This window comes from Roseivirga sp. (genome assembly GCF_965216855.1).
Taxonomy (GTDB): Bacteria; Bacteroidota; Bacteroidia; order Cytophagales; family Cyclobacteriaceae; genus Roseivirga.
On sequence record NZ_OZ244204.1, the window covers coordinates 2833496 to 2850971 of the forward strand.

18 protein-coding genes are annotated in these 17476 nt (G+C 43.0%); 15 read left to right on the forward strand and 3 right to left on the reverse strand.

Going from position 1 to position 17476, the window contains the following annotated elements; translation table 11 throughout:
• Positions 1-38: 38 nt before the first annotated feature.
• Positions 39-1697, reverse strand: coding sequence for a capsule assembly Wzi family protein (locus ACOOEY_RS12520; RefSeq protein WP_420385056.1), 1659 nt, complete (start codon positions 1695-1697; stop codon positions 39-41).
• Between the two features lie 160 nt (positions 1698-1857).
• On the opposite strand from ACOOEY_RS12520, the gene ACOOEY_RS12525 reads away from it, so the two are divergent.
• The 9 genes from ACOOEY_RS12525 (at position 1858) to ACOOEY_RS12565 (ending at position 9443) form a co-directional block, all read left to right on the forward strand.
• Entirely contained in the window at positions 1858-2100 is a 243-nt protein-coding gene (locus ACOOEY_RS12525; RefSeq protein ID WP_420385057.1) for a type B 50S ribosomal protein L31, read from the forward strand.
• A gap of 71 nt (positions 2101-2171) precedes the next feature.
• Entirely contained in the window at positions 2172-3326 is a 1155-nt protein-coding gene (locus ACOOEY_RS12530) for a GlmU family protein (protein WP_420385058.1), read from the forward strand.
• Complete coding sequence (locus tag ACOOEY_RS12535) at positions 3323-4456, forward strand: ATP-binding protein (protein WP_420385059.1); 1134 nt, start codon at positions 3323-3325, stop codon at positions 4454-4456. Before ACOOEY_RS12530 ends, ACOOEY_RS12535 begins: the two co-directional genes overlap by 4 nt.
• Positions 4457-4927 carry an ATP-dependent zinc protease gene (locus ACOOEY_RS12540; RefSeq protein WP_420385060.1) on the forward strand — a complete coding sequence of 157 codons (471 nt, stop codon included), beginning with the start codon at positions 4457-4459 and terminating at the stop codon, positions 4925-4927.
• The gene (gene rimK, locus ACOOEY_RS12545) at positions 4899-5807 is read left to right on the forward strand and encodes a 30S ribosomal protein S6--L-glutamate ligase (protein WP_420385061.1); all 909 of its coding nucleotides are present in this window, start codon (positions 4899-4901) and stop codon (positions 5805-5807) included. The genes ACOOEY_RS12540 and rimK overlap by 29 nt, the downstream gene beginning before the upstream one ends.
• Positions 5807-6736 (forward strand): hydroxymethylbilane synthase, encoded by a 930-nt coding sequence (hemC, locus tag ACOOEY_RS12550; protein ID WP_420385062.1) that lies wholly within the window; start codon positions 5807-5809, stop codon positions 6734-6736. The genes rimK and hemC overlap by 1 nt, the downstream gene beginning before the upstream one ends.
• The gene (locus ACOOEY_RS12555) at positions 6726-7658 is read left to right on the forward strand and encodes a peptidylprolyl isomerase (protein ID WP_420385063.1); all 933 of its coding nucleotides are present in this window, start codon (positions 6726-6728) and stop codon (positions 7656-7658) included. Before hemC ends, ACOOEY_RS12555 begins: the two co-directional genes overlap by 11 nt.
• Positions 7639-8538 carry a peptidylprolyl isomerase gene (locus ACOOEY_RS12560; protein WP_420385064.1) on the forward strand — a complete coding sequence of 300 codons (900 nt, stop codon included), beginning with the start codon at positions 7639-7641 and terminating at the stop codon, positions 8536-8538. Before ACOOEY_RS12555 ends, ACOOEY_RS12560 begins: the two co-directional genes overlap by 20 nt.
• Positions 8539-8540: 2 nt before the next feature.
• Positions 8541-9443 (forward strand): SDR family oxidoreductase, encoded by a 903-nt coding sequence (locus ACOOEY_RS12565; protein ID WP_420385065.1) that lies wholly within the window; start codon positions 8541-8543, stop codon positions 9441-9443.
• Positions 9444-9584: 141 nt separating this feature from the next.
• Here the strand turns inward: ACOOEY_RS12565 and ACOOEY_RS12570 are convergent, their stop codons facing one another.
• Complete coding sequence (locus tag ACOOEY_RS12570; RefSeq protein ID WP_420385066.1) at positions 9585-11093, reverse strand: sodium-dependent transporter; 1509 nt, start codon at positions 11091-11093, stop codon at positions 9585-9587.
• A 259-nt stretch (positions 11094-11352) separates the two neighbouring features.
• Between ACOOEY_RS12570 and ACOOEY_RS12575 the strand changes: the two genes are divergently transcribed.
• The 4 genes from ACOOEY_RS12575 to ACOOEY_RS12590 all read left to right on the forward strand — a co-directional run bounded on the left by ACOOEY_RS12575 (position 11353) and on the right by ACOOEY_RS12590 (position 14841).
• On the forward strand, positions 11353-12732 hold the full coding sequence (locus ACOOEY_RS12575; protein WP_420385067.1) for a sodium-dependent transporter: 1380 nt from the start codon (positions 11353-11355) through the stop codon (positions 12730-12732).
• Positions 12733-12801: 69 nt separating this feature from the next.
• A complete protein-coding gene (locus tag ACOOEY_RS12580) occupies positions 12802-13140 on the forward strand; it encodes an MGMT family protein (protein WP_420385068.1) in 339 nt (112 codons plus the stop codon).
• A gap of 42 nt (positions 13141-13182) precedes the next feature.
• The gene (locus ACOOEY_RS12585) at positions 13183-14094 is read left to right on the forward strand and encodes a mechanosensitive ion channel family protein (RefSeq protein ID WP_420385069.1); all 912 of its coding nucleotides are present in this window, start codon (positions 13183-13185) and stop codon (positions 14092-14094) included.
• A gap of 9 nt (positions 14095-14103) precedes the next feature.
• Positions 14104-14841: a TerC family protein gene (locus tag ACOOEY_RS12590; RefSeq protein ID WP_420385070.1), complete on the forward strand. Its 738-nt coding sequence runs from the start codon at positions 14104-14106 to the stop codon at positions 14839-14841.
• 47 nt (positions 14842-14888) lie between these two features.
• Here the strand turns inward: ACOOEY_RS12590 and ACOOEY_RS12595 are convergent, their stop codons facing one another.
• Entirely contained in the window at positions 14889-16313 is a 1425-nt protein-coding gene (locus ACOOEY_RS12595) for a sodium:solute symporter (RefSeq protein ID WP_420385071.1), read from the reverse strand.
• 250 nt (positions 16314-16563) lie between these two features.
• On the opposite strand from ACOOEY_RS12595, the gene ACOOEY_RS12600 reads away from it, so the two are divergent.
• Together ACOOEY_RS12600 and recR are read left to right on the forward strand one after the other, a co-directional pair.
• Positions 16564-16845 (forward strand): ATP-dependent Clp protease adaptor ClpS, encoded by a 282-nt coding sequence (locus ACOOEY_RS12600; protein WP_420385072.1) that lies wholly within the window; start codon positions 16564-16566, stop codon positions 16843-16845.
• 19 nt (positions 16846-16864) lie between these two features.
• On the forward strand, positions 16865-17470 hold the full coding sequence (recR, locus tag ACOOEY_RS12605; RefSeq protein WP_420388655.1) for a recombination mediator RecR: 606 nt from the start codon (positions 16865-16867) through the stop codon (positions 17468-17470).
• Positions 17471-17476 lie beyond the last annotated feature (6 nt).

The following is a 17476-nucleotide window of genomic DNA, read 5'->3' on the forward strand; positions in this document are numbered from 1 at the left end:
GCTAATCAGCGGGCAAGTTAGGTAATTAAAAGCTTTGTTTAGAACTCATGCTCTCTTTGTGGCAGGTTCCAGCGCAAGGAGAGCATGGTGATGAATGTATTGGAAGAACGTGCTTCAATTTCACTGTCCTTCTTTCTGTAAACATTCTTCCAGTCCAGGAATACGTTGTGCAACAACATGTAGCTTCCGGTTAGTTCCAGATAAGTATTGGTAGTGGATACACCCTGACCAATCTCGATTCCTGTCTGGCCGATCCGGGTATCAGTATCTAAAAGTGGATTTCCACCAAAATTGAGGTCGTCCCGGTCTTCTCCATAACTGGTCCTGATCAGTTTTCCTTGTACGAATAGTTTAGGAAGCGGTTGATATCTTCCTGCCAATATGATCTCCTTAAAGTTTGAGCCCATTGGATGCGCCAAAGGGTTTCTGGCATTGGTATAGCTCATTTGTGGTTCTTCATGCGCATAGAAGTAAGGTCTTGAAATATTCGTCTCTATCTGAAGGTCCAGGTTTTGGATGTCAAACGCATCGAAATATTCCACACCTAACTGAGTACCGAATTTAATCTCCCAGCCCTTGTCTCCAGACCTTAAGGCATCAATCTCAAAGTCATCGAAAATAAGCTGACCATAGATTCTTAGCTTCCTATTCCAATCATATTTCGCATCCATAGAAATGAGCACATTGGCGGGACTTCCCTGGAAGAGCTCAACAGCCCGAAGGAAAATGATAGGGTTGAAATATTCTATTTCAGATTTCTGTGAAACAATGTACTCCGAAAGGCCTATAGTCAGTCTGCTATTCACATCGACACCAATGCGATGCATGGCAAAGAATTTAGTGGGATAATTACCTTCTTCAGGAAATCCCTGATTGAAGATAATATCGCTGGTCATTTGACTGAACAGGTTGGTATAGGTCAGTCTGCCCACTCGCGTATTGGTCTTGGCAAAGAGAAAAGGGGACGAAAAATCCGACATGATCATCGAGCGCAGTCCATTACCAATGAACTGCTTATCGTATCCTGCCTGAACATCAATGCTTTTGGTTAGATTAAAAGTGAAATAGCCTCGCACATGAAAGTAATCCACTCCGGTATCGCCAAACTTTTTCCATGAGGCTTCATGGGCCAAAGCTCCATTCGGAAAGGCCCTGTCGTATACGTATCCTGGAAACTGTGATTGGGAAGTCGTCAATAGGGTATAGAAGCCAATTTTGTTGTCAATGGCTCCCTGAGCTTCAATCCCCCTGGTATTGGTGTAAAGCAACTTATCAGAATCAGTCTCTTTACCCACTGTAAAAGTCATGGCCGGGTTGATTCTCACATATGAGTCCCCGCTTTCATAAACAAACAGATCTGATTTACGCTCATAAGCCAGGTTCCACCAGTGTTTCGGATTCTTGTTGTATTCCGAACCGGTATATCGCCAGTTGTCATTCATCAGGAACTCGTAATTGAACTGGTCCTGCGGAGACATATTTTGATACTCTTCTTTCAAGGTCTCCAGGAAGTTGGCTAATTCAATCCTTCTGATGGGCTTGAACGAGGTTTGAATAATGTTTTCTCCACCACTATACCTGATTTGAAACCGATCGATCAAATGATAGTAATCTCGATTATAGGGAATGAATGTGCTTTGCGACCAAAGCATATGAGCAGATAAACTCAGAATAAGGACAAAAAATAGCTTTTTCATAGTAGCATGTCGCGGTGAAGATAATAGTTAGTAGGGCTATACAGATAGAAAAAACTCAATTGATTGATTTTTATTTAATTATAAAACTGAGAAGTTTGTGAAATATTCAGCAAGTCACTACATTTGCAGTCCTTTTTGAGGGAGATATAATTTAGAAGCCATGAAGAAAGACATTCATCCTGATTATAAACCAGTTGTATTCTACGATACGTCAAGCGAGTTCAAATTTTTGACGAAGTCTACAATGAATTCCAGCGAAACTATCGAGTGGGAAGATGGAAACACTTATCCATTAGTTAAAGTGGAAGTATCTTCTGCTTCACACCCTTTTTACACTGGTAAGAAACTATTTGTTGATACTGCAGGACGTGTTGAGAAATTCAACAGACGTTACAAGAAGTAAGTATCTGAAAATACACAAAGCATTATTTGAAGTCTCCATTTTTTCAGATGGAGACTTTTTTATTTTTGTGCATGGACATTTCGCTTTTCGATTCTCCCCAGATCAGAACACAGTTACTGCCATTCACATTTACCCGTCCGGTAGCTGAAATCCGTGTAGGTATTCTCACCATCACTGAAAAGTGGAAAAGGAGAGGGTTTCTGTGTGGTTTCAGCACGCAGGAATATTTACAAAACAAGTTTGAACCAATTCAGACCGCTCTTGAAGTCAATGGAGCGCTATGCCCTGATGGTGCAGTAGTTGCTGCTATTAATAGCCTGAAAGAAGGCGAAGAATTGGTGGCAGGCGATCATATTCTCGCTAGACACTCTGGTGGAGGTAAGTCAATTGCCTATCCCGAGCCGGTTACCTTGATCCAGCACACCTGGGATATCTTCTCCAGGAACAGAGAGCAGATCATTGCAGATTATAAGTTGATTACCTCAGGGAGGACTTCTCAGCCCTTGTCAGATCCACATACCATTGTTTATGGAAAGGAGAATCTTTTCATAGAAGAAGGAGCACAAATCAGAGCTGCTATTATCAATGCAGAGAACGGCCCGGTGTATATAGGTAAAAATGCACAGGTGCATGAAGGAGCTATTATTAGCGGAGCCTTTGCTCTTTGTGAAGGATCACATGTGAACATGGCGGCTAAGATCAAGGGAGATACCACCATCGGTCCTCATTCTAAAGTAGGAGGAGAAATAGGCAACTCTGTCGTTTTCGGATACACTAATAAGGGCCATGATGGTTACCTGGGGAACTCCGTACTGGGAGAATGGTGTAACCTTGGTGCCGATACCAATACATCCAATCTCAAGAATAACTATGCTAAGGTCAAGCTTTGGGATTATTCTACCGGAAGATTTGCCGATACCGGATTGCAGTTCTGTGGTTTAATGATGGGCGATCATTCCAAATGCGGAATCAATACCATGTTTAATACAGGAACCGTGGTTGGAGTAGGAGCCAATATTTTCGGTTCCGGTTTCCCTCGCAACTTCGTGCCTTCTTTCTCCTGGGGAGGGGCTTCAGGCTTTGTGACTTTCCAGATCAGAAAGTTTAAAGAGGTAGCCGAAGCTGTAATGCATAGAAGAAATAAGGAGTACGATCAGGTGGAGCAGGAAATGATTCAACATATATTTGATGAAACTGCTCAATATAGAATTTGGGAAAAGTCATGAGGTTTCAGGATATACCAGGATTAGAAAGCACTAAAAGTCAGCTGATTGAAGCAGTAAAAGGAAATCATGTGGCCCATGCACAGTTGTTTGTGGGTACCGAAGGATCTGCCAATCTCGCTATGGCACTGGCCTTTTCTACTTACCTTAACTGTGAGGCTCCCGGTGAAACGGATGCCTGTGGAGCATGTCCCAGCTGTGTTAAGAATAGTAAATACATTCATCCTGATGTGAACTTTGTATTCCCATCAGCAGCAACTCCAAAGTTCAAACGGGAAGACGCTACCAGCGAGAAGTTTCTGGTAGAGTGGAGAAGCTTTCTTACTCAAACTCCTTATGGTAACGTCAGTGACTGGAGCAACCACTTCGGTTGGGAGAATAAGCTATTGATGATCCCGCGTCAGGAGAGTAGAAATATCATCAGAGCATTATCGCTCAAATCATTCGAGGGTAAGTACAAAGTAATGATCATTTGGCAACCGGAATTGATGAATGTCAATGCTGCTAATGGTATCCTTAAGATTTTGGAAGAGCCACCTCAGGATACCATTTTCCTGCTTGTAGCCAATGATTCCAATAGGTTACTGACCACTATCCTCTCCCGGGCACAGCAATTACGCATTCCTTCTTTCAGTGATGAAAACGTGAGAAATGTTCTCATCGAAAAAAGCAGCTTGTCAGAAGAAGAAATCAGCCGTATAGCCTATCGGGCTAATGGAAATCTGCGTTTGGCACTTTCTGAGATCGAAGGAAGTACCAACGATACTAATGACTATTTCAAGGACTGGATGAGGCAATGCTTCACCTACAACTTTGAATCATTGGTGAAGCTGGCTGATGATTTTCAGAAGCGAGGGAAGGAATTTCAAATCAATGTGTTGTCAGTGGCCAGCAATTATATGCGTGAAACCATGCTGAAAGGTGTTGATGCAGAGAACATTTCGCGATTACCCGATTTTGAGAAAGGCTTTATTGAAAAGTTTGCCGGAGTTTTTATCCCGGAAAAGATTGCCCGAATTTCCCCCAGCTTCGATGAAGCACAGTATCATGTTGAGCGTAATGCCAACCCTAAAATCCTCTTCCTTGATTTATCGCTTTCCATTGCACAAATTGCGAGGGCCAAAAGCAATTAGATGTTTAAGAAAGCGATTACTATTGGTAGGGCAGATAAAATAGACTTGCCTGACTTTCAACTCTTTGATATTGATGCAAAAGTTGACTCAGGGGCTTATACTTCTGCCATTAATTGCTCAAGAGTAAAGGTGAAAAAGGTGAATGGAGAGTCTGTCCTCAGCTTCTATATTCCGGGTAATCGCATTCATGAAAAGAAGGCCAGAAAGTTTTCAACGACCAATTTCGTCCAGAAAAGGATAAAAAGTTCTAATGGAGAAATAGAAGAACGCTATGTCGTCAGGACACATGTAGAGCTTTTTGGGCATAAAATTCTTGCGGAATTCTCTCTTTCTGACAGAAGCAAGATGAAGTACCCTATATTGTTAGGCAGAAAACTACTCCGATTGGGGTTTGTGGTTGACGTAAGGAAAAAGAACCTGTCATTTCAAAAGAAATATAAAAATGAAGATAGCAGTACTCTCAAGAAATAGTCAATTGTACTCTACCAGACGACTGGTAGAAGCTATTACAGAAAGAGGACATGAAGCCCGGGTGATTGATCACCTGAAATGTGACCTCACCATAGAGGAAACAGGTCCAAAGGTGTATTATTTGGGGGAAGAGCTAACCGATATCGATGCGGTGATACCCAGAATTGGAGCTTCCGTTACATTCTATGGTACTGCTGTTGTCCGACAGTTTGAAATGATGGGTGTTTTCAGCACTACCTACTCTCAGTCCATTGTCAGATCGAGAGATAAACTCAGAAGTTTACAGCTTTTAGGTGGAGCCGGTCTTCCTATGCCTAAAACAGCTTTCACTAATTATTCCAGAGAAGAAAAGAGTCTGATCGATCACGTAGGCGGAGCTCCGGTAATCATCAAATTATTAGAAGGCACGCAAGGGCTGGGAGTGGTGTTGGCCGAAACCAGAAAGGCAGCCCAATCGGTAATCGAGGCCTTTCATGGCCTGAAAGCCAGAATCATTGTCCAGGAGTTTATCAAAGAAGCCAAAGCCTCTGATTTAAGAGTGTTTGTAGTAGATGGCAAAGTCGTGGGAGCTATGAAGCGTACCGGACAGGAAGGTGAATTCAGAAGTAACCTTCACCGCGGGGGTAAAGCTGAAGTAGTCAAGCTATCCAGATTAGAGAAAACTGTAGCGGTAAAAGCTGCCAACGCCATGGGACTATCAGTGGCAGGTGTAGACCTGTTGCAGTCTAGCCGTGGGCCACTGATTCTGGAAGTAAACTCCTCTCCGGGACTGGAAGGTATTGAGAGAGCCACGGGAGTGAATATTGCCGGAAAGATTGTGGAATACATCGAAAGAAATCAACCCAAAAAGAAAGGGACTATTTCCAAATTAAAGGCCTGATGAATATTAGAATAGGAACGAGGGGAAGTCAACTGGCACTTTGGCAGGCATATCATGTAAGAGATATGCTGGAGGCTGCAGGTTTAACCACAGAGATTATCACCATAGAAACAAAGGGAGATAAAGTGCTCGATGTTTCAATTGCGAAAATTGGTAGCAAAGGGGTTTTCACTGAAGAGATTGAAGAGCAACTGGCCAATGGCCACATTGATATAGCCGTTCACAGCGCTAAAGATATGCAGTCCAGCTTACCCGATGGCTTTGAACTGATTGCCTTTATGGAGCGCGAAGAAGTTAATGACGTGATGATCAGTCATAAGGAGAATGTTTCTCTGTCAGATCCTGATTTACTGCTGGGAACTTCCAGTACCAGACGTGTGGCAACACTTCGTCATTTTTATCCCCATGTGAAAACGGTCCCGGTAAGAGGAAATCTACAGACCAGAATCAGGAAGATGGAAGAAGGAGCATGTGATGCACTATTGCTCGCCTATGCTGGAGTACACCGAATGGGCTATGATGACAAAATCAAAACCAAGCTCAATCTGAATGAATTTATCCCTGCAGTTGGGCAAGGCAGTGTGACTATAGAGGTGCATGAAACACTTTCTTCTGAAAAGAGAGATAGGGTAAAAGAGATCCTTAACCATGACGATACAGCCTCCTGCCTCATCGCTGAAAGAGCCTATCTGAAAACCATGGATGGCGGTTGCAGTATCCCTGTGTTCGGTTTGGCTCAACTAACTGGCGAAGAGATTGAAATTAAAGGCGGAATCATTAGTCTGGATGGTGGGCAAAGAATTCTTAAGGAAAAAAGAGGCCCGGTGACCAATGCGGAGAAGTTGGGAGAGCAACTTGCGAATGAAGTATTATCTTCGGGTGGAAAAGAGATTTTAGAAGAGATTAAAGAGAAACTCAATGATGAATAAAGTTAAAGTTTTAGGCCTTTTTGTAGCAGTTATTCTATCTGTAATGGCATGTGAAGGTTCAAAAACTGAATCTTCAACGGGTGATGTTGCCAGAGAAGTCGATTTGACCGGAAATGACTATCTGATTACAATTAAGACAAATCTGGGTGAAATGAAGGCGGTACTGTACGATGAGACACCACAGCACAAAGCCAATTTCCTGAAACTGGTGAATGAAGGTTTTTACGATAGCTTGTTATTTCATCGCGTGATTCAGGGCTTTATGATTCAGGGAGGTGATCCCAATTCCAAAGGAGCAGAAAGAGGTGCCAGACTAGGAAATGGTGGCCCGGGCTATACTGTACCGGCTGAAATCAATCCGGAGTTCTACCACAAGAAAGGAGCATTATCTGCTGCCAGACAAGCAGACGAGATTAATCCGGAAAGAGCTTCCAGCGGAAGCCAATTCTATATTGTACAGGGCCAGGTGTTGAATGATGCCAGTATTTCTCAGTTCTCCGGAACCAACTTCCAGGCGGTTGGAAGTGCCGTTCAGTATTTAATGAACGCTCTACCCGACCATGACCTGAACAGAATCTACCGCGAAGCCTACGAGCAAGGTGGAGATAAGGCGTATGAAGAGAAAATTATGTCAACCCTCGATCAGTTAGAAGAGGCAACAGGAATCAAGGTGAAGAGTCCTGAAATGACAGCCAATAAGAAAGAAACTTATCAGACTATTGGAGGTGCTCCTTTCCTGGACGGTGCCTACACTGTTTTTGGACAAGTGATTGACGGACTTGATGTCCTGGATAAAATTGCCGGAACACAAACAGGACCTGGTGACAGACCGGTAGAAGATGTAGTCATGACTGTGACTGTAGAAGAAATGCCTAAACAGGAAATCGCTGAAAAGTATGGATATGACTTCATTATTCAATAAAAGACTAAGCCTTGCCACCCTGTTGGTGGCAGTGGTGCTCTTCGCCAATTCATGCTCTTCTGAAAAAGATGAGCTCGTGGTGATCTCAACACCATATGGTGAAATGACGGCAGTCTTGTATGATGACACGCCAATCCATAAGGAAAACTTTCTCAGGCTGGTGAAATCAGGACAATACGACTCGGTACTATTTCACAGGGTAATTGAAAATTTCATGATTCAGACTGGCGATGTTTCTACCGGTGTAGCAGGGGAAGCAGTAGACTACATGCTTGATGCTGAATTCCGTCCTGAAAAATATATCCATGAGAAGGGAGCTTTGGCAGCGGCAAGAACAGGCGATGCTACCAACCCTCAGAAAAAATCCAGCGGATCACAGTTTTACATTGTACAGGGAGAAACCTATGATGATGAGGGACTGGCCAGTCGTGCAGAGCGCAGGCAATACCTTAAGCTCAATGGGTTATTCACCAGAATGTATCGGTCTGAGAGATACCCTGAACTGATAGAGAAGGTAGAATATCATAGAACCAAAAGTGAAGAAGATTCTACTTATAACTTCAATGAAGCCTATCAACAGCTGGTATGGAATTCAATTGAAACCATTGAAAAGGAATTTGGTGACCAGACTGATCCGGGTTATCCCGATTGGGCCAGAGAAATTTATGCTACTACAGGAGGCACGCCACACCTAGACGGAGAGTATACTGTTTTCGGGAAGGTAGTAGAAGGCCTCGATGTAATTGATAAGATTGCGGCAGTTCAAACCGGAAGGGGAGACAGACCTGTACAGGAAGTTCGCATGACCGGGAAAGTAGTAGAGATGCCCAAGTCAGAAATCACAAAGAAGTACGGAATCCAATATCCAGAAGAACAATAAGCATGAAAATACTAATCACAGGTGCTAATGGTTTGTTAGGTCAAAAACTAGTCAAACTCCTGCTAGATAAAGGTGAAGATGAGCTAATTGCTACGGCAAGAGGCGTAAACCGATTGCCTTTCCCTGAAGCAGATTACACCTATGATCAGATGGATATTACCGATAGAGATCAGGTGCTGAGGGTAATTGAAACCTATCAACCTGAAGTAATTGTCCATACAGCCGCCATGACCAATGTAGATCAGTGTGAACTGGAAAAGGAAGCCTGCTGGGACCAAAATGTGAATGCTGTCAATTACCTTATAGAGGCATCGACCAGGAATAACTGCTTTCTGCTTCATCTTTCTACAGACTTCATCTTTGATGGTGAAGAGGGGCCATATGATGAAAAGGCAAAGCCAAATCCCGTGAGCTATTATGGCGAAAGTAAACTGGCTGCGGAAAAGCTACTTCAGAACTCCACTATTCAATATGCTATAGCCAGAACAGTACTGGTATATGGAATTGCTCATGATATGAGCAGAAGTAATATCATCTTATGGGTGAAGAAAAGCCTGGAAGAGGGTAAAGAAATTAAGGTGGTTGATGATCAGTTGAGAAGCCCAACCCTGGCTGAAGATCTGGCCATGGGCTGTTATCTGATTGCTAAGAAAAAGGCACCGGGAGTTTTTAACATCTGTGGAAAGGATCTGCTCAACCCTTATGAGATGGCTATAAAAACGGCCAGCTTCTTTCATCTGGACACGAGTACTATGCAGAGGGCAGATGCCAGTAGTTTTACTCAAACAGCGAAGCGCCCTCCCAGGACAGGCCTCTTAATAGAAAAGGCCCGTACCGTTTTAGGATACGAGCCTCATTCTTTTGATGAAGGGATAGCGGTTGTTGCTGAGCAAATCAAGGCTTAGCTTAAACCGCTCCGGTTGATTACTAATTCATTTCTTCCTTCTTCTCTTTCTTGTCAGCATTTAAGGCTATCCAAAGAAAGGTTAAGAATCCCCCTACCGTAATTGTAAGGCATATGATCATTCCGATTATTGCTTCCTGACTCATTTTTTCACGAATTTTTTGTAGAACCATTTGTTAAATACTACGGCAATAATGAGTGCCACAGCCCATTGTGTTACAATGGTAGCATTGCTGAATCTGTCGAACAGATTCCAGTTGCCTTCAGCATCGAACCAAGGGTAGTCACTGTATCCTTGATTCATCCACCAATAAACGAGGAATAAGCCTGCGACAAAGTTGAAGTAGATCATTCCGGCAAAGTATAGTTTGGATACTTTGAAGTCAGAGTTCTGATCGATAAAGTCCTTTTTGAACTTCATAGGTCCGTATCTGATAATCAGGAACGAGATAAAGATTCCACTCACTAAAAGACCTACGCCCCAGACCCAGTCCTGATTCTCAAAGAAGTCGAGCCACCAAGCAGATGGGAATCCTATGATGAAACAAGAAGCACCGGCAATGATGGCTGCCTTTTTCTTAGGTATCTCATAGTCGGTAAGATTACGGATAATCAGTTGCATCATGGGTAATATGGAGCTAAAGGCCGCCATGGCAAAGGCTCCGAAGAAAATCCAGGAGAGGAAAGGCCCTCCCGGCATCTGTGCAAATAATTGAGGTAGAATAGTAAATACCAGGGCTGTATTTCCTCCATGCAGGAAGTCAATGGCTTCATTAGGTGTAGCAGCCATTGCAAAAACCGCTGGCAGAATGGCCATAGCTGCCAAAAGTGCTGCTGTATTATTACCAAATGCACCAAGAAAGGTGTTTAATGTAACATCTTCCTTATCTCTTGAGAAGGACCCGATGGTAATCATTAAACCCCAACCAGCCCCTGTACTCCAGGCAGAATCGGTAATCGCTTCAATCCATATAATTGGATCTTTAAACTTTGCGACATCTATGGTAAACAGGTATTCAAGTCCTTCAACACCTCCCGGCATTTGGATCGCAAAAGCAGATACTACTAAAAGCAGTATAAACAGGGTTGGAATTAAAATCTTGTTTGTCTTTTCCAGCCCTTTTTTAATACCCTTACCCAGCACCCAGATGGCTATGGTAATGGTGAACATATAGCAGAGTACTGCCTGCCAGCTTGAATTCGATAGGCTGGACCAGAAATTCTCCATGAAGTTCACATTAGGATCTGCGAACTTCTCATTCATAGCCCCTGAGCCAAAAATGTAATTCACCAGGTTTTCGGTATTCAGAAGGAAGTACCTAAACGACCAGCCTGTTACTACTGAATAATAAAAGGCAATTCCAACCGTCACCAGAGTAACGAATGTACCCATCCAGTTGAACTTCTTTCCCGATAGGCTCCCGAGCGAACCTAGTGTTCCTTTTCTGTAATGTTTACCGATGGCTAATTCTGCCATCAACAATGGGATTGACCAAATGACCAGAAAGAACATCCATAAAATAATGAATGTACCCCCATGCTCTCCGGCTATCCTTGGAAACCTCCAAAGGTTACCGGCACCAATGGCCATACCCAGTGCGGCAAGAATGATCCCCCACCGATTACTAAATTCTTCCTTTTTCTCTGCCATAAAAAATCTACTGTTAGGATTAGATTTTGTTCAATATCAATGTTTATGAAGCCGGACAAACTAATTTTTTTGGGCAGAAACTCAAGTTTTAATTGAGAACGGCAGATAATCGATTGCCATTCATAACCTCCTGAAACAGACTTCTCTTTGGTAATAACTCATCTGATAAAATTTGCTTGGTTTTTATGTAGAAATTGAAGAATATTCTTTGTTAAAACTTTTCAAACTTAACCTTAAAGACTTTTATATGGCCGTTAAAATGAGCGATGAAAATCGTGGCCAATGGGGATCCAAGTTCGGATTTATCATGGCAGCTGCCGGTTCAGCCGTAGGGCTCGGTAACATTTGGCGCTTTCCTTACATCACAGGTGAAAATGGGGGAGGCGCTTTTGTTTTAGTGTACTTGCTCTGTGTGGTGCTGATTGGTGTGCCACTACTTTTTACAGAAATGGGATTCGGTCGAATGACCAAAAAAGGTACGATAGGTGCCTTTAAAGACACCGGAGCTAACCCTTTCTTTATGGGGGTTGGAGCTATTTTAGCACTATGCGTTAGCTTTTTCGTTTTGTCGTACTATGGTAATATTGCAGGCTGGACAATCGGCTACATCTTCAAATCAATCAGTGGCTCAGGTGGTACTTTTGAGGAATTTGCCTCAAACCCTATGAACACTATCCCGCTGATGGGGCTCTTTACTCTCATCACTATTTTTATTGTACGGGGAGGTGTTTCCGGAGGAATTGAAAAGGCAGCCAAAGTGTTGATGCCTATCCTGTTCCTGCTCATCGCTATTGTGGCCGTAAGGTCTCTTACGCTGGAAGGAGCTATGAAAGGGGTAGATTTCTATATGAACCCTGACTTCAGTAAAATTTCAGCGACCACCTTTTTGGTGGCACTGGGACAAGCCTTCTTCTCCATGAGTATCGGTTGGGGTATCATGATCACCTATGGTTCCTATCTACCCAAGTCGACCAGTATTATCAGCTCAGGTATCTGGGTGGGTTTAATGGATGCCGGAGTGGCCCTCTTAGCAGGCTTTATGATTTTTCCGGCAGTTTTTGCTTTTGGCAAAGACCCTGCGGCAGGCCCTACATTGGTATTTCAGGTATTGCCTGAGATTTTCAGTAGTATGCCTGGCGGTGCCATTATCGGAGCGTTTTTCTTCCTGCTACTTACTGTAGCCGCCTTGACCTCATCTATATCCATGCTGGAAGTACCTGCCTCCTATTTCATGGATGAGAAGAAGTGGAGTAGAAGTAAATCAGCCTGGGTAGTGGGTATACTCTTATTCATTGTAGGAATTCCTTCAGCCTTATCACAGGGCGGTTCAGCCTTCTTTAGTGAAATGAATATGACCATGTTTGGAAGCACCTATACGGGTTTTCAGGATATTCTCGACTTCTTCTTCGGTACTTTCTTCATCGTTGTAGTGGCCTTCATTACCTGTATTTATGTGGCCTGGAAAATGCCAATTGAGCGAATAGTTAATGAGCTGGATACAGGTTCTCCCATGTGGAAGCCCAAGACATTCGCCTCCAATGCTTTTGTGTTTTTTATCCGCTACGTGTGTCCAATAACCATCCTTTTGGTGCTCCTCAATATGATGGGACTACTAGGGTTCTTTGCTGGTGGCGGCTAATTGACTTTAGCCAACTGAAATTGAAAGTCCTGTACCGAAAAGTGCAGGACTTTTTTGTAGTTTCAAACCATGGCCAAAGACCACAGTAATTTTTTTAATGACGTCTACGAGGTGGTTAAACTAATTCCGGAAGGAAGAGCAACCAGCTATGGTGCAATTGCCAATTACCTGGGAACTAAAGGGAGTGCCCGTATGGTAGGTTGGGCGATGAATGCAGCTCATGGCCTGGACGATGTACCCGCCCATCGGGTAGTCAATCGGGCTGGTATATTAACCGGTAAACATCATTTTGAAACGCCAAGCCGTATGCAGGAACGCCTCGAGGCAGAAGGCGTTGAAGTGAAAAATGATAAGGTCCAAAACTTCAGGGAGGTTTTCTGGGACCCGAACGAGGAGCTGGCACTTTAGTTTCCTCTTTTTCAACTAATTTCGCGGGTATAATTATTTGAGTTGAGCAGAAGCACAAAAACCAATCGGCCCATCGAGCAATCTCGTCAGGAAGGCAAACGGAGATTCTTTTTCGTTTTAAAACTTGCTATCCTATTGATAGGACTGGGGTGGAGGGTCTTTTATGAAGAGAGTTTCAACAGACTTCACCTGGACAGGAATATACTGCCCGCTCTGTTCTACTATTTCACCAGTGTTTTGCTGGTTTCTTTCGGCCGAATTTCTTTGGTCTATTTATACCTGAAGAGAAAGCATAAGGAGTCAGATTATAAAGACAACTTCATTGTAGGTATCAACCGCATTGCCTCAATTCTGCAGGTAATCATTCTGCTGATCTCTCTGCTCTATTACTTCAACATTGAAACCAAGGAGTTTTTTACTTCAATCAGCATTGTAGCAGCTGCAATTGCCATTATATCCAGAGACTACATTGTGAATATGATCAATGGCCTGATTCTCATGTTCTCGAATCAGTTCTCACTGAATGAATATGTGAAGATTGGAGAGCATAGTGGTAGAATTCTGGATATTACTCTGCTCAATGTTGTGCTGCTCAATGATGAAGACGAGATTGTTTACATTCCCAATTCTCTGATGGCCTCGTCTTTCGTTGTCAATAGCTCCAAGAAAAATTTCAAGAAGCTCAGCTTTGACTTTGAGTTTCTGCCGGATGTACTGAAAAATGTAGATCATCTGGAAAACTACCTGGTTGACTCATTAAAGTCTGAGTTTAAAAATATCAACCTGGAGAAATTCAGTTTGAAGGTAGATTCAATTAAGAAAGATGCCATTGCGCTCAAATTGCACGTTACCTTAGACCGCAGACAGAAAGACCTGGAAAAACCAGTTCGAAGATTTATCAACAAGTCGATCTTGAATTATTCAAGTGAAGCAAAAAATCAAAAGGAAGAATAAAACGATTCAATGGAAGCTCTTTTAACCTCTGAAGGTGTTATCGCATTACTTACCCTGACATTTCTCGAAATTGTTCTGGGAGTCGATAACATCATATTCATCTCAATTATTTCTAATCGATTGCCTGAGAAACAGCAGGGAACTGCCAGGAATATAGGGCTTGCCCTTGCTTTGGTAATGCGTATAGGCCTGCTGTTAGGGATCAGCTGGATTATTGGTTTTACTGAGCCCCTATTTAATTTACTCGATCATGATGTGAGTATTAAAGATCTGATTCTAATTCTTGGTGGTTTATTCCTGATTGGTAAGAGTACAACTGAAATTCATGAATCGCTGGAATTGGATGAACATGAGGAGAAAACCAAAACGGTTACCACGATGGGTAAGGTGATCCTACAAATCGTTGCTTTGGACATGGTATTCTCTTTCGACTCCATTCTTACAGCTGTAGGTTTAACAGAGCATATTATGATCATGATTGTGGCAGTGGTTCTGGCCATGATCGTTATGATGACTTTTGCCGGAAAGATCAGTTCTTTCATCAATAAGCACCCGACATTACAAATGCTGGCCATGTCCTTCCTGATTCTGATCGGCTTTATGCTGGTACTTGAAGGTATAGGAAAGCATATTGAAAAGGGCTATATCTATTTTGCCGTGTTCTTCTCATTGACCGTTGAACTGCTCAACATGCGTAGGCGTAGAAATGCATCTAAAGTGAAACTGAGAAAGCGGATTACACAGTAAAACTCTGCGCTCTCAGCGACCTTGGTGGTAAAAGTAACCGCGGAGAATTAAGACTTCCTTGAGATCAGCAACAAGCCGATAAAGGTCAGAGCTCCATTCAGGGCAAGGATAAAGAAACCGAACCAATTGTCACTGGCTACTTCAATGAAATAAGATAAAATAGGTGCTGCTAAACACACCGGAAGGACATACTTGTCTATAACCGACCTCTTGGTAAGCAATCCGAAACTGAAGAGGCCCAGTAATGGACCATAGGTGTATCCTGCTGCCTTAAAGATGGAGTTGATAACGCTATCGTCATTAATGGCGTTGAAGATGAGAATCACCAGAAACAGCAGTACAGAAAAACCGATATGAACTTTCAGTCGTGTTTTCTTCTTCTCTTCTTCTTCCTTCTTTTCAAAATTCAGAAAATCGACACAAAAAGCGGTTGTTAAGGCTGTCAGAGCAGAATCAGCACTGGAGTATGCTGCGGCAATGATTCCAAGCAGGAAGACAACTCCGGCAAAAGTCCCCAGATGATTCAGGGCCAGCATGGGATAAAGCGTGTCTGTTCTCTCAGGTATGGCAATTCCCTGACTGTTGGTATATAGAAAGAGTAAGGCCCCCATCCCTAAAAACAGCAGGTTGGCGAAAATCAATACTACGCTAAAGCCAAAGACATTTTTTTGAGCTTCCTTCAGGTTTCGGCAAGTCAGATTCTTTTGCATCATATCCTGATCGAGTCCTGTCATCACAATGGCGATCAGGGCACCGGAGATGAATTGCTTGGGAAAGAATAGTTTATTGCTCCAGTCCCAGACAAAGATTTGGGACATTTCACTCTCTTTGATTTGCGCAAATGCCTCACCAATAGACCAGTTCATTTCACGGGTAATAATGAAGATAGTCACTGTTACAGCCGTGAGCATGAACAATGTTTGAAGAGTGTCTGTCCAGACAATGGTTTTAATGCCTCCCTTAAAAGTATAGACCCAAATGAGCAAAATGGTGGTCATCACACTTACCCAGAAGGGGACACCAAAGGCATCAAATAAGGCAGTTTGCAAAACGATAGCTACCAGAAATAAACGGAAGCTGGCTCCTACTACCCTTGAAAGCAGAAAGAAAGCGGAGCCCGTTTTATAGGACCAGAAACCAAATCGCTGCTCCAGATAACCATAAATGGAAACCAGGTTGAGCCGATAGTAAAGGGGCATGAGTACTGTGGCAATCACAAAATAGCCCAGTAAATAGCCGATCACCACCTGGAAGTAAGTGAAGAAGCTATTACCTACTTCGCCCGGCACGGAGATAAAGGTTACCCCTGAAAGAGAAGCCCCAATCATACCAAAAGCCACCAGGTACCATGGGCTCTGGCGGTTGGCAGTAAAGAAAGTCTGTGTATTGGCCCCTCTCGAAGTCAATCGTGCAATAACAATCAACATCAGGAAGTAGCCACCTATTAGGGCAATAACCAGGGTTGGACTCATGGGGTAAATATATCAGTATATCAGCGATCAGAAAACAGTATATCGGAAATCAGGGCACGAGTATTTCACTTTGATCCTTGGTTACGGTCATTGCTTCGTCACAACCTTCCGCTATGGCGAAGTTTGTTCCTCGCAATGACTGAGAAGAGACAGATCACTGATACACTGATTACTGATTTCCGATTAACCAATGCCCACCAACTGGTTATGCAGATGATTTTCATTAAATTTGACCCAAATTTAGATAGATATGCGATTAAGCTACCAAGAGCAAGAAAGCGTTGATGTGTTGGAAGAGGTGATTGAAGAAGACCTGTGTGATCTGGTTGTATTCAATGACGATGTAAATACTTTTGAGCATGTAATCAATATCTTAATGAAGGTCTGTAAACATTCAGCCGAACAGGCAGAACAGTGTACACTCCTGATTCACTACAAGGGGAAATGCACCGTAAAGCACGGTACATTCAAGGAGCTTAGACCTCTGTGCGAAAGTATTTTGGATGCGGGTATCACCGCAACAGTCATGTAATTATTTCCCCGAACCGACATTGAACTTCCCTCCGAAAATTGTTGAGAATGCCGTAGAAGAGATTTCAAAGCTGCCAGGAATTGGAAAGAAAACAGCTCTGAGATTGGTGTTGCATCTGTTGAAGCAGGACAAGGAATCTACTTCCAATCTGACCTCTGCTTTAAATCATTTGAGAGAAGATATACAGTACTGTGGTACTTGTCATATGATTTCAGACACCACCGACTGTACCTGCAGAACGATAACCAGAGATTTGTCTACCATCTGTGTAGTGCAGGATACTCCTGATGTAATGGCCATTGAAAATACAGCACAGTATAAAGGATTATATCATGTGTTGGGAGGAGTCATTTCACCTATTGAAGGCATTGGGCCTGAAGATCTGCACATCGATTCACTCTTTAGCCGGATTGATAAAAGTGATCCTAAGATTGAAGAAGTGATTCTGGCCCTGAGTCCGACTATGGAAGGTGATACAACTGCTTTCTATATCACTAAAAAGTTGAAGGCTTTGGGCATAAAAGTCACTACTATTGCACGAGGAATACCTATTGGAGGCGAGTTGGAGTATGCCGATGAACTTACTCTGGGTCGAAGTATATTAACAAGAACGATTTACGATTAGATTTTT